Raw genomic sequence first — 12,340 nt, forward strand, 5'->3', positions numbered from 1 at the left:
CATAGCAATCCTTGTGCGTATCTCCAGCATATCCTTCCTATCCAGGTTGACGCCGTTCTCTTTGGCCAAATGGACAATGGTCTGTTCTATAGTTTTATGGTCTAGCATGGTGTGCCACCTTTTGCTTTCTTAGCTTCTAACCAGAGATAGAAGCCCTCTAGCTGCCTCGCCTTACCCTCGACAGTCTTTGCGCCAGTAGAGAAGCTTGCATCGTCTATTAGCGTATATAGAGCGCATCTTGCAGGGTGTACCTGCTCGCGTTTTTGCACCACACGTCTGCTCTGCCAGTTCTGCGGGAAATTGGCACTCTGGTGGCGGTGGGTACCGAAGGTAGACAGTAGCCCCTGCGGCGTATAGTTCAGGTTTTCCACTGTACGGGTGAATCCGCCAGATTCATGGCCAACCTGTGCAATAAACATTGCCTGTGCCGCCGGCTTGGTGATGCCGAACTCTGCGAACGTGACGATCAGGTGTGGATACCAGCGCGCAGCTAATCCGGCGCTGATACCAGCCGCCCGTTGAAATTCTTTTTGTGTCATGGTTTATGCCTGCGGTTTTGAATCGTTACCACCGAGGCGGCTACCGATGAAGTTCAGGAAGAAAACGCGAAACTGTTCAACACCCACAAAACCAACACCACCGCCGATAGCGATTTTGGTAAATCGAAATATTCAAGGGCGGATACTATTGCTAGCGTTAGTGCCCCACAGAGCAGCCCTTCTAACAATGTCTTTTTCCAACCGCCTCCGGTGTAAGCAGCACGAAGCACCACTGTGACGATGGCAAGCAGAACTGCGCCAATTGGCGTTTCCCCTTTCCACCACGCCTGTAATAGCTCCCCGATATTGGGGAAGTTATGTGGGTTAAATGGCATCTTCATGACTTCACCTCCCGGTATCGGGCTGTGCTATGGGTGAGTAGGGATCAGCCACCAGCCGTAAACGATTCGGCGGTAAGGGGTGTGCCAGGTGTGTGTCGGATGTTGGCTGGGGCTGAAAACGAGAAAACCCCGCCGGAGCGAAGTTTTTGATTGGGTACGCTACGTGACTGCGTAACCACTATTATCACGTTACAACATATTTTGCGTACACGTTAGAAAATTCATATACTTCAACCAACAAAAATTACGCAGCAAAAAAAATTAGCCAGAAAATAATAACAGGATTGTATTATGAGTTTTCTAACTGATGCTGAAATTGATTCGTTAGCTATTAATAAAATGATTTTTCATGTTGTGGGTAAGAATCTTGAGGTCCCAATTCTTCTGAGTGAAATCGCTCCCCCACAACACGTAGACTTTTTCCTTGAAAGGATTAAAGCGTCTCTAAATGGGAATCTATTCGCCTTTTCACCACTTTCTAATACCGAGAGGATTCTTAGAATCATCAAAAATGAAGCTGATGAAAATGATGCTGTTTTTTCCGAGCAGTCAAAACTATTAGCAAGTGACTTCCAATCACGTCACTCTGGAAATACTAGCATGGGTGTTTTCTTCTTATTTGAATTAAACACACTGCAAAATGAAAAACTATATGCACTTATAAAATATGATAATGAAGATGTTGTAAGATATGTTTTAGACGATAATGCTGATGAATTTCAAGTACCTAAACTTGAAAGATTTCATGAAAGCTTCGTAAGAAAGGCAGAAGCAATGCAAAAAATTGCTCTAGTTCGCCTAAGCAATGAAGATATTGGAGGCCAAGTTATAGTACGCGACAGGAGCAAACGAACTAACATATCAGTTTATTTCGAGGGCTTCTTGCAAGTTAAACGCTTAAACTCAGATCAAGATTTGTGTGAAAAATTAATAAAAGTGCTGAAAAAAGTATTTAAAGACCACAGAGCCATTCTCCCTGAAACAATTCAGAAAAGTGGCGTAAATAAAATATATGAAGTATTGAACAGAGCAGAGCAAGATTTCAATCCTGATGATCCATCCCCTCTATTAATAAGTATATTCGGCCCGCATGACGAATCATCTCCAATTAGGAAAACCTTTATACGAGAGACTAAAAACCTAGGCATTTCTGGTGAATCATTTAAGATAAATCCGGACTACATAGAAAAGCCAAAACGAAGAAAAATAGAAACTGCGGAAAACGTAGTTATAGTATATGATGAAGAAAACAGACCAGACATAAAGACAAGAGAAGATGGTCGAAAAGAAATAACAGTAATAACGGCGGGGATTGTAACTGATGATATCGATACTAGCAAAAATCAACGAAGCAATTAAAGTTTCTCGTATTGATAAAGAGTTAGTCATCAACGAGGATTTCAAAGATGGCACCGGAAAGTTATTTTTATCTGGTGTCTTATCTCAGGACGCATTGGATAAATGGTCTGAAGTCTGCGACTTAAAAGAAAACTGGTTGAAAGTCGTGTTCATTGATAATTCTCGAGACGAAATACATCCGAGCGAAAGTTCCCCAGGTGAAAAGCATTCTATCACAGTTTCTTTTGTTACCTTTGAGGAGAATCGTCATATTTTTACCGAAGAAGGCTGGAATATATTTCTATACAATGACAAGTTATTATCAAAAGTCAAGAATATATACTTAGCCTTCACGTCCCATAGTTTTGAAACGTTTGCTTATACTGTTTCCCCATGGGAAAAAGAGCCAACTAATCAAGAGCAATACCCAGAAATGCATTATACCCCATCACTTACCAAAGGAATAATAAAATATTACTCTCCGGAGTTTACACCTCCAGAGAAAGCATCTTCTTGGATACTGAAAGCACAAGTAGAAATAGATAACAAGGCTCTTTCAATTTGGAAAGATCTTTCCTGTAAAGAGTTGCTAAAGAGCTTAACTAATGAGCTCTATGTATCTGACGTAAAAATGATTGGATTATCAGGAAAACCACCTCGAAAAATGGCGTTCGGTGATGTGGCTAATTGCGTTACATCATTCGCTATGATTCAAAATGTAGCGAAATGGGTTTACCTTGAAGGAGAAGAGGTAGAACTAAAACATACATTCTTCACTAACGAACTTGCCAGAGAATGGCCTGATGAAACAACCTTTTGTAATGGTATATCTGTCAAGCTGACTCCAGCATTTGAATCTGCAAGATTGCTGTATAAAGCACATATTAGGTCAAGTAGTAAAGATACTATCAAGGCACTTGGGGATTTGCGTAAGAACTTAGCAGACGATACCCAAAAAATTGTTCAGCAGTCACGAGATCTAACATCCTCTATGTGGAAGGATGTCGCATTAACAATGAGTGCTATCATTATTAAATATACACTCGACGCAGCAAAGTCCCCAGCAACCCCTAAAGTTTATGCTTTTGTATTTTTTGCCATCGCTATTTATATCGTAGTATCACACTTCATCAACATTTTCATAAATCGTAAGTTTTTAAAGTTACTGGAAAATAACAGAACTGTATGGAGGAAAAAACTTTACAATTTTCTCGATGATAGTGACTATAATGAACTAGCCTCAAAACCGATTAATGATTCTTATCATGACTATAAGGCAATTGAGAAAGTTTCAATATTAATAACTTCTCTATCTGCCGTAAGCTTAATAACTATTGGATTATCAAATTTCATATCATTTGAGAATTTTTTGTTTTTTTTGAAAACTCAGTATGATATTGCAAACTTAAAAATAATTGAAAACATGGCGAGAATTTATACTCGCCACTAAGCTCTAACTTTTAAAAATTAAGCTTTATATCTAACATTGCCAGACAACCACCAATAAACCCTTCAGCTGTTTGCATTTCCTTCCTAATGGTTCCATCCGAGCACTTACGCTTTCTAGCAATCTTGCACAGTGACATACCGTAAACATGATGTGCAATCACTAGGTCATACTCTTCAGGTTTATACTTCTTCAGCCGGCTAACACACCCGTCGATCGCCAACCCATCATCATCGCAGCAGGATAGCTTTCCGCTCGATGTTGGTGGCAGTAGTCCTTTGAACCCTGCAGCTATTGGTGAGTAATCGATCCCACTATCTTCACGCGCCCAAACGCCCCACCGTTCCAAAATTTCGTACATATCTCTCATGCTTTAATCTCCAGGCGTCTGGCCCGCATGCCAGCTCGCCTATGCCACTATTATCGATTCACAATGTGGGATGCTGGCTTACCCTCGGATGGCACGAGACGAAATTAACAGTGTGACATGTCACGATTGAATTAATACCCGTATGCGGCGGGTTGTGTGGAGGAATTATGGCAACGAGATACATTGGGTTAAAAGAGATGTGCCAACTTACGGGGAAAAGCCACCCTACACTTTGGCGGATGTGGGCGAAACAAAAAGACTTCCCAGCGCCACAGCGAAGTAAAAGCGGATCATTCTTGGGATGGCCTGAAGCAGTGTATGAGGATTGGGTACATCGACAAGATGCTAACAACACCCGTTAGAACACCTTCGCCTTTTACGACACCCGCAGAAATGCGGGTAACTCACTGATTTTACTGGTACGCCCTACAGGGCTCGAACCTGTGACCTACGGCTTAGAAGGCCGTTGCTCTATCCAACTGAGCTAAGGGCGCATTGGGATGCGGCAACCGGGGGTTGCGGGTTGGGATTATACGGTCAGAGGTCACTGAGTCAATGCCTTTTCATGACGTTACGGCGGCTGCCGTGCTTTATGGCGATTTTTCACCCATCCCCCGTGCCGCCCTTTGGGCCAACGCGTTCATTTATCTTGGGTGAGATCCGGCAGCAGGCTGCTGCTGCGCTGGGCCAGGCCGCGATCGACGGTGGTGGGAAGGCGTTCGGATTGCTCCTGCCCTGCCGGGCGTTGCAGGCAAACGCGGGCCGAACGCACCACCGCGTTGATATTCCCCCAGTCGGCGTGCTGCGCCGTCAGCAGGTTGCAGGCCGCCGTCAGTTGTTGGCTGAGTGCGGCACTGATCGGTGCAGCATTTAACGAGGCGTGGCCCAATGGCACCCACGCCAGCAGCATAGAACCTATACCCATGAGTTTTCTCATGCTCGCAGCCTCCGGTACAGCGCGTTCAGCCGCGCTCTCCATGAAGGCTGCGCCTTGTGTACGGCGAGCTGGTGCAACGCAATCAGCTGCGCCACATCCGCCGGGTGCAAAGAAGAGTCGAACACCGTTTCACCCACGTGTTTCGGTTGGCTGTCAATCGGGTGATGCAATGTGTGCAACCGGGCAATGACCATCATGATTTTTACTCCCGTACCGCAGTATGAATAATGCCAGCTTACGCAGCAGCCGATAAAAAAGGCGTAGAGGATCATTCCGTTGGCATAAAAAAAACGTAAATCCCCACCGGCAAACGCCGCCGATCGCGATTCAGCGCCTGACAGCGCGCTCAGCTTCTGACAAAATAGCGCCATCCCCCGCTTTTCTTAATTGATGGATTTCCTCACTGATGGCAGCAAAGATTATTGATGGTAAAACGATTGCGCAGCAGGTTAGAAACGAAGTGGCTGAGCAAGTTAAACAACGTCTGGCGGCCGGCAAACGCGCCCCGGGCCTGGCGGTCGTACTGGTTGGCGAGAACCCGGCGTCACAGATTTACGTCGCCAGCAAGCGCCGCGCCTGTGATGAAGTGGGCTTCCTTTCCCGCTCTTACGATCTACCTGCCACCACCAGTGAGGCCGAACTGCTGGCGCTGATCGACAAATTGAACGCCGACGGCGAAATCGACGGCATTCTGGTGCAGCTACCGTTGCCGGCCGGCATCGATAACGTCAAAGTGCTGGAACGCATCCATCCGGATAAAGACGTCGACGGTTTCCACCCGTATAACGTCGGTCGCCTGTGCCAGCGCGCGCCGAAGCTGCGCCCCTGTACCCCGCGCGGCATCGTCACCCTGCTCGAGCGTTATAACATCGACACCTACGGCCTGAATGCCGTGGTGGTTGGCGCATCCAACATCGTTGGCCGCCCGATGAGCATGGAGCTGCTGCTGGCCGGTTGCACCACCACCGTGACCCACCGTTTCACCAAGAATCTGCGCCATCACATTGAAAACGCCGATCTGCTGGTGGTGGCGGTCGGTAAACCGGGCTTTATTCCGGGCGACTGGATCAAACCGGGCGCGATCGTGGTCGATGTCGGCATTAACCGTCTGGAAAGTGGTAAAGTGGTCGGTGACGTGGATTTCGATGCCGCCAGTGAGCGTGCAGCCTACATTACCCCGGTTCCGGGTGGCGTTGGCCCGATGACCGTTGCTACACTGATCCAAAATACCTTGCAGGCCTGCGAGGAATATCACGACGTTCAACCTAAATAAGTAAGGCAGTATGGAAACTTTTAATCTGGATAGTCACCCGCACGTCGAACTGTGCGACCTGCTCAAGTTCCAGGGCTGGTGTGAAAGCGGCGGTGCCGCCAAAGAAGTCATCGCCGAAGGGTTGGTGAAAGTGAACGGCAAAGTCGAAACGCGCAAACGCTGCAAAATCGTCGCCGATCAGGTGGTGGAGTTTAACGGCGGCAAGGTTGTGGTTAAGCCGTAAGCCCCGCTCCATAGAAAAAGGCGCTGATCATCAGCGCCTTTTTTGTTTGCGGCCTGTGCCTGTTACTTACGGCGCCAGGTGGTCCCCTGCGGGCCGTCTTCCAGCACGATATTCATCTCGTTCAACCGATCGCGAGCGGCATCCGCCAGCGCCCAGTCTTTGGCTTTGCGCGCGTCGTTACGCTGTTTGATTAACGCCTCGATCTCCGCCACTTCACCGTCGTCAGCCTGTGCGCCGCTTTGCAGGAACTGTTCCGGCTCCTGTTGCAGCAGGCCCAGCACCTTAGCCAGTTTGCGCAGTTCCGCCGCCAGCCCGTTGGCTGCCGCCATGTCTTCGCCTTTCAGGCGGTTAACGTCACGCGCCAGATCGAACAGCGCCGAGTAGGCTTCCGGGGTGTTGAAATCGTCGTCCATCGCTTCGCGGAAGCGGACTTCGAAGGCTTCGCCGCCGGCCGGTTGCGCATTGGCGTCGGTGCCGCGCAGTGCGGTGTACAAACGCTCCAGCGCAGTGCGCGCCTGCTTGAGGTTTTCTTCGCTGTAGTTCAGCTGGCTGCGATAGTGGCCGGACATCAGGAAGTAACGCACCGTCTCGGCATCGTAATGGCCGAGCACGTCACGGATAGTGAAGAAGTTATCCAGCGATTTCGACATCTTCTCGCGGTCGATCATCACCATGCCGGAGTGCATCCAGTAGTTGACGTACGGGCCGTCGTGGGCGCAGCTGGACTGGGCAATCTCGTTCTCGTGATGCGGGAACATCAGATCCGAACCGCCGCCGTGGATGTCGAAATGGGTACCGAGCTGCTTGCAGTTCATGGCGGAACATTCAATGTGCCAGCCTGGGCGGCCCGCGCCCCACGGCGATTGCCAGCTCGGTTCGCCCGGTTTGGACATTTTCCACAGCACGAAGTCCATAGGGTTGCGCTTCACGTCGTCAATCTCGACGCGCGCGCCTGCCTGCAATTGATCCAGATCCTGACGTGACAGCAGGCCGTATTGCGGATCGCTATCAATCGAGAACATCACGTCGCCATTGCTGGCCACATAGGCGTGATCGCGATCGATCAGGCGTTGGGTGATCTCGATGATCTCGGCGATATGCTGGGTGGCGCGCGGCTCTTGATCCGGGCGTTCGATCAGCAGCGAATCGAAATCCGCGTGCATCTCAGCCAGCATGCGCGCGGTCAGTTGATCGCAGCTTTCGCCGTTTTCTGTCGCGCGGCGAATAATTTTGTCGTCAACGTCGGTCACATTGCGCACATAGTTCAGCGAATAGCCGAGATAACGCAGGTAACGCGCCACCACGTCGAAAGCGACAAAGGTACGCCCGTGGCCGATATGACACAGGTCATAGATGGTTACCCCGCACACGTACATGCCCACTTTACCGGCATGAATAGGTTTGAATTCCTCTTTTTGACGACTCAGGGTATTAAAAATCTTTAGCATCGGGACATTCCGTGGTGTGCGTGATAACAAAAATGATAATTAGGCTGTTCATCCAGCAACGTATTGAAACCCGAAGCCTGATCTAATGCAAGGTTAAGCCCGCGCTTTGCTGCTCGAGATTGCGCAAATCGGTGATATACCCCTCATCTTGCAAGCCGCAGCGTTGTTGCCTGCACGCCCTCACCCCATTTACCACAGAGCCTGCGCGGTTTAGCCGCTGCTGACTCATTAAAAGAGATATGTTATAAGGTCGGTCTGAATGTTCACTCGCTCTACGTGACGTCTCACTTCATCTTGTTAGGACTAAAACTATGGTTACTTTCCACACTAATCACGGCGACATCGTTATCAACACCTTTGCTGACAAAGCGCCGGTTACCGTTGAAAACTTCCTGAACTACTGCCGTGCAGGTTTCTACGACAACACTATCTTCCACCGTGTTATCAATGGTTTCATGATTCAGGGCGGCGGTTTTGAGCCAGGCATGAACCAGAAAGACACCAAAGCGACCATCAAGAACGAAGCCAACAACGGTCTGAAAAACACCGTGGGCACCCTGGCGATGGCGCGTACCAACGATCCGCACTCCGCTACCGCTCAGTTCTTCATCAACGTGGCTGACAACGACTTCCTGAACTTCCGCGCCGAGAACGCGCAAGGCTGGGGTTACTGCGTATTTGCCGAAGTGGTTGAAGGCATGGACGTGGTCAACAAGATTAAAGCCGTGAAAACTGGCCGCAGCGGCATGCACCAGGACGTTCCGGTAGAAGACGTGATCGTCACCAGCGTTACCGTCGGCGAGTAATCGCGGCTGCATGAACACGCTGTTCATCGCGGATCTGCACTTATGCGCACAGGAACCGGCAATTACTGCCGGTTTTCTGCGTTTTTTGCGGCACGATGCGATCCACGCCGAAGCGCTGTACATTCTTGGCGATCTGTTCGAAGCCTGGATCGGCGATGACGATCCCGAGCCGCTGCACGCGGAGATTGCCGCCGAGCTGAAGACGCTGCAACAAGCCGGTGTGCCCTGCTACTTTATCCACGGTAACCGCGATTTCCTGCTCGGCAAGCGCTTTGCCCGCGCCAGCGGCATGCAGCTGCTGCCGGAAGAGAAAGTGCTGGAGCTGTACGGCCGCAAAATCCTGATCCTGCACGGCGACACGCTGTGTACCGACGATCAGGCCTACCAGCAGTTCCGCCGCAAGGTACATAATCCGTTAATCCAGAAGCTGTTTTTGGCCATGCCCCTGCGCTGGCGCCTGAAGATTGCCGCCAGGATGCGCGCTCGCAGCCGGCAGAGCAATCAGGGCAAATCGCAAGCCATTATGGACGTCAACCCGCAGGCGGTTGAGCAGGCGATGCTGAGCCATAATGTGCACTGGATGATCCACGGCCACACCCACCGCCCGGCGGTGCATGAGCTGGAACTGAGCAACGGCAAGGCCCACCGCGTGGTGCTGGGCGCCTGGCACACTGAAGGTTCGATGATCAAAGTCAGCGCCGACGCCGTCGAACTGATCCAATTCCCCTTCTAACCCCCTGACTTGCCACGCGAGTAATAAAATTCGCGTTTTCGACAGTGAAAACCGGCGACGCAACCGTTTTCCTCGCCGTGCGCTCATGGTATGATCTGCGCCCTCATTCGGCCTCCCGCCGCAGGCAACCGGCCGTCGTTTGTACACTTACAGGAGCCTTACACCCATGGGAGCCAACGCCGCTTCAGCCACCAATGCTGGAGTTAAAATCGCAATTGTGATGGGATCGAAAAGTGACTGGGCCACCATGCAGTTCGCGGCCGAAATCCTGACCCAACTCGATGTCCCGTTCCATGTCGAAGTCGTTTCCGCTCATCGCACGCCAGACAAACTGTTCAGTTTCGCCGAACAGGCCACCGCCAATGGCTTTGACGTGATCATTGCCGGTGCGGGCGGTGCTGCGCACCTGCCGGGCATGCTGGCGGCGAAAACGCTGGTTCCGGTGCTGGGTGTTCCGGTACAAAGCGCCGCGCTGAGCGGTGTAGACAGCCTGTATTCTATCGTGCAAATGCCGCGCGGCATTCCTGTCGGCACCCTGGCGATCGGCAAAGCCGGTGCGGCCAACGCCGCGCTGCTGGCGGCGCAAATTCTGGCGCTGCACGACACCGCGCTGGCGCAACGTCTGGCCGACTGGCGTCAGGCGCAGACCGAAGACGTGCTGAACAACCCGGATCCGCGGGAGGAAGCATGAAGCCGGTTTGCGTACTGGGCAACGGCCAACTGGGGCGCATGCTGCGCCAGGCCGGTGAACCGCTGGGCATCGCCGTTTACCCGGTCGGCCTCGACGCCGAGCCGGAAGCGGTACCCTATCAAAACAGCGTAATCACCGCCGAAATCGAACGCTGGCCGGAAACCGCGCTGACGCGTGAACTGGCGACCCACAACAGCTTCGTCAATCGCGATATTTTCCCCCGTCTGGCGGACCGCCTGACGCAAAAACAGCTGCTCGATCAGCTCGGCCTGGCCACTGCGCCGTGGCAGTTGCTGGCCGATGCCGCCGAGTGGCCGCAGGTGTTCGCCACCCTCGGCGAACTGGCGATCGTCAAACGTCGCGTTGGGGGTTACGACGGCCGCGGTCAATGGCGCTTGCGTCCGGGCCAGGAAGCCGAGCTGCCGGCGGATGCTTACGGCGAGTGCATCGTCGAACAGGGGATTAACTTCTCCGGCGAGGTTTCGCTGGTAGGCGCACGCGGGCACGACGGCAAGTCGGTGTTCTATCCGCTGACCCATAACCTGCATGAAGAAGGCATTCTGCGCACCAGCGTGGCGCTGCCGCAGCCTGATCCCGCTCTGCAACGGCAGGCTGAGCAGATGCTGGCGGCGATCCTCGACGAGCTGAACTACGTCGGCGTGATGGCGATGGAGTGCTTTATCGTTGGCGACAGCCTGCTGATTAACGAACTGGCGCCACGGGTGCACAACAGCGGTCACTGGACGCAGAACGGCGCCTCCATCAGCCAGTTCGAACTGCACCTGCGCGCCATTCTCGCCCTGCCGTTGCCAAAACCGGTGGTAAGCACGCCGTCGGTGATGGTCAACCTGATCGGCACCGCCGTGAATCAACAGTGGCTGGCGCTGCCGTTGGTGCATTTGCACTGGTATGAGAAAGAGGTGCGCGAAGGCCGCAAGGTCGGCCACCTCAACCTGAACGATCCGAGCGCCGCCATGCTGCAACAGGCGTTGCAGGCACTGGCACCGCTGCTGCCGGCCGAATACCAGAGCGGCCTGGCCTGGGCACGGCAAAAGCTGGCTTAAGGTTTTGCTCCGCACAAAAATCAAAGGGTTCAGCAAGCTGAACCCTTTTTTATTGCCGATGAAAAACTATCGGGTGTAGCCCTGCGGGTTTTTGCTTTGCCAGTTCCAGGTATCGCGCATCATCGCATCGAGCCCGCGCTGCACTTCCCAGCCCAGTTCCTGTTTAGCCAAACTGACATCAGCCCAGAAAGCGGGCAAATCCCCGGCACGGCGCGGTAAAATCTGATAAGGCACGGCAACGCCGGCGGCTTTTTCAAACGCATGCACCATCTCCAGCACCGAATGCCCAACCCCGGAACCCAGGTTATAAGCTTTAAAACCGGCGATCTGCTTTAGGTGATCCATCGCCGCCAGGTGGCCCTGCGCCAGATCCATCACGTGAATATAATCGCGCACGCCGGTTCCGTCTTTGGTGGAATAATCACCGCCGAATACGCTCAGGTGATCCCGCTTACCGACGGCCACCTGAGCAATATAAGGCAACAGATTATTCGGGATACCGCTGGGATCTTCCCCCATCAAGCCAGACTCATGGGCACCCACCGGGTTGAAGTAGCGCAGAGAGACAATGGAAAAATCCGGTTCCGCCTTGGCGAAATCCTGCAGGATCTGCTCCACCATCCACTTGGAGGTGCCGTAAGGGCTGGTCGTGCCGCCTATCGGCATGTCCTCCCGGTAAGGCACCGGCGTCTCTTCGCCGTACACCGTCGCCGATGAACTGAAGATAAACTGATGAACCCCGGCGGCGCGCATGGCTTCCAGCAATACCAGCGTGCCCGCTACGTTGTTCTGGTAGTACTCCAGCGGCTTGCGGGTGGACTCCCCCACCGCTTTCAGACCGGCGAAATGGATCACCGCAGCGATCTGGTGCTCGCCGAATATCCGGCTCAGGCACACCGCGTCCCGCACATCCCCTTGGTAGAACGCCGCCGCTTTGCCGGTCAGTTGCTCTGCACGGCGCAAGGATTCTTCGGAAGCGTTGACCAAATTATCCAACACCACCACCTTTTCACCACGCTCCAGTAGCGCCAGTACCGTATGTGAACCTATGTATCCGGCACCGCCTGTCACTAAAATCGCCATCATCCTCCCCCTTCATCAGCTTCGGGCGCCAACGCCCGATGCATAAG

The 12,340-nt window shown here is 52.3% G+C and carries 14 protein-coding genes, 1 tRNA gene and 2 pseudogenes; 9 read left to right on the forward strand and 8 right to left on the reverse strand.

What is annotated here, in order from left to right; all coding sequences use genetic code 11:
* Positions 1-323: 323 nt before the first annotated feature.
* Positions 324-539: pseudogene (locus QZQ97_RS12235) on the reverse strand (glycoside hydrolase family 19 protein); the annotation flags it as partial.
* A gap of 3 nt (positions 540-542) precedes the next feature.
* Positions 543-880, reverse strand: a pseudogene (locus QZQ97_RS12240) (phage holin, lambda family).
* Positions 881-1,171: 291 nt separating this feature from the next.
* Between QZQ97_RS12240 and QZQ97_RS12245 the strand changes: the two are divergent.
* Both QZQ97_RS12245 and QZQ97_RS12250 read left to right on the forward strand, forming a co-directional pair.
* On the forward strand, positions 1,172-2,239 hold the full coding sequence (locus QZQ97_RS12245; RefSeq protein ID WP_311993636.1) for a nucleoid-associated protein: 1,068 nt from the start codon (positions 1,172-1,174) through the stop codon (positions 2,237-2,239).
* Entirely contained in the window at positions 2,202-3,668 is a 1,467-nt protein-coding gene (locus tag QZQ97_RS12250) for a hypothetical protein (RefSeq protein WP_311993637.1), read from the forward strand. The genes QZQ97_RS12245 and QZQ97_RS12250 overlap by 38 nt, the downstream gene beginning before the upstream one ends.
* Positions 3,669-3,678: 10 nt before the next feature.
* Here QZQ97_RS12250 and QZQ97_RS12255 read toward each other — a convergent pair whose 3' ends face one another.
* Positions 3,679-4,035: an antiterminator Q family protein gene (locus QZQ97_RS12255; protein ID WP_311993638.1), complete on the reverse strand. Its 357-nt coding sequence runs from the start codon at positions 4,033-4,035 to the stop codon at positions 3,679-3,681.
* 167 nt (positions 4,036-4,202) lie between these two features.
* Here QZQ97_RS12255 and QZQ97_RS12260 point away from each other — a divergent pair, with 167 nt between their 5' ends.
* Positions 4,203-4,397: a helix-turn-helix transcriptional regulator gene (locus QZQ97_RS12260; RefSeq protein WP_311993639.1), complete on the forward strand. Its 195-nt coding sequence runs from the start codon at positions 4,203-4,205 to the stop codon at positions 4,395-4,397.
* A gap of 55 nt (positions 4,398-4,452) precedes the next feature.
* On the opposite strand, the gene QZQ97_RS12265 is transcribed toward QZQ97_RS12260, so the two are convergent.
* The 3 genes from QZQ97_RS12265 to QZQ97_RS12275 form a co-directional block, all read right to left on the reverse strand.
* Positions 4,453-4,529: transfer RNA gene (locus QZQ97_RS12265), tRNA-Arg, on the reverse strand.
* 146 nt (positions 4,530-4,675) lie between these two features.
* Positions 4,676-4,972, reverse strand: coding sequence for a hypothetical protein (locus tag QZQ97_RS12270; protein WP_311993640.1), 297 nt, complete (start codon positions 4,970-4,972; stop codon positions 4,676-4,678).
* A complete protein-coding gene (locus QZQ97_RS12275; RefSeq protein ID WP_311993641.1) occupies positions 4,969-5,343 on the reverse strand; it encodes a hypothetical protein in 375 nt (124 codons plus the stop codon). The genes QZQ97_RS12270 and QZQ97_RS12275 overlap by 4 nt, the downstream gene beginning before the upstream one ends.
* A 35-nt stretch (positions 5,344-5,378) precedes the next feature.
* Between QZQ97_RS12275 and folD the strand changes: the two genes are divergently transcribed.
* Together folD and ybcJ are read left to right on the forward strand one after the other, a co-directional pair.
* The gene (gene folD, locus QZQ97_RS12280) at positions 5,379-6,245 is read left to right on the forward strand and encodes a bifunctional methylenetetrahydrofolate dehydrogenase/methenyltetrahydrofolate cyclohydrolase FolD (protein WP_004949430.1); all 867 of its coding nucleotides are present in this window, start codon (positions 5,379-5,381) and stop codon (positions 6,243-6,245) included.
* A gap of 10 nt (positions 6,246-6,255) precedes the next feature.
* Entirely contained in the window at positions 6,256-6,468 is a 213-nt protein-coding gene (gene ybcJ / locus QZQ97_RS12285; RefSeq protein ID WP_311993642.1) for a ribosome-associated protein YbcJ, read from the forward strand.
* Positions 6,469-6,530: 62 nt separating this feature from the next.
* On the opposite strand, the gene cysS is transcribed toward ybcJ, so the two are convergent.
* The gene (gene cysS, locus QZQ97_RS12290; RefSeq protein WP_311993643.1) at positions 6,531-7,916 is read right to left on the reverse strand and encodes a cysteine--tRNA ligase; all 1,386 of its coding nucleotides are present in this window, start codon (positions 7,914-7,916) and stop codon (positions 6,531-6,533) included.
* Between the two features lie 311 nt (positions 7,917-8,227).
* Here cysS and ppiB point away from each other — a divergent pair, with 311 nt between their 5' ends.
* The 4 genes from ppiB to purK all read left to right on the forward strand — a co-directional run bounded on the left by ppiB (position 8,228) and on the right by purK (position 11,210).
* Positions 8,228-8,722 carry a peptidylprolyl isomerase B gene (gene ppiB, locus QZQ97_RS12295; RefSeq protein WP_006322339.1) on the forward strand — a complete coding sequence of 165 codons (495 nt, stop codon included), beginning with the start codon at positions 8,228-8,230 and terminating at the stop codon, positions 8,720-8,722.
* A 10-nt stretch (positions 8,723-8,732) separates the two neighbouring features.
* A complete protein-coding gene (lpxH, locus tag QZQ97_RS12300; protein WP_311993644.1) occupies positions 8,733-9,455 on the forward strand; it encodes a UDP-2,3-diacylglucosamine diphosphatase in 723 nt (240 codons plus the stop codon).
* Positions 9,456-9,621: 166 nt separating this feature from the next.
* Complete coding sequence (purE, locus tag QZQ97_RS12305; protein WP_311993645.1) at positions 9,622-10,146, forward strand: 5-(carboxyamino)imidazole ribonucleotide mutase; 525 nt, start codon at positions 9,622-9,624, stop codon at positions 10,144-10,146.
* Positions 10,143-11,210: a 5-(carboxyamino)imidazole ribonucleotide synthase gene (gene purK, locus QZQ97_RS12310; RefSeq protein WP_311993646.1), complete on the forward strand. Its 1,068-nt coding sequence runs from the start codon at positions 10,143-10,145 to the stop codon at positions 11,208-11,210. The genes purE and purK overlap by 4 nt, the downstream gene beginning before the upstream one ends.
* Positions 11,211-11,276: 66 nt before the next feature.
* Here the strand turns inward: purK and galE are convergent, their stop codons facing one another.
* A complete protein-coding gene (gene galE, locus QZQ97_RS12315; protein WP_311993927.1) occupies positions 11,277-12,293 on the reverse strand; it encodes a UDP-glucose 4-epimerase GalE in 1,017 nt (338 codons plus the stop codon).
* Positions 12,294-12,340 lie beyond the last annotated feature (47 nt).

Source organism: Serratia sp. root2, from assembly GCF_031931805.1.
In the GTDB taxonomy this organism is placed as follows: domain Bacteria; phylum Pseudomonadota; class Gammaproteobacteria; order Enterobacterales; family Enterobacteriaceae; genus Serratia; species Serratia inhibens.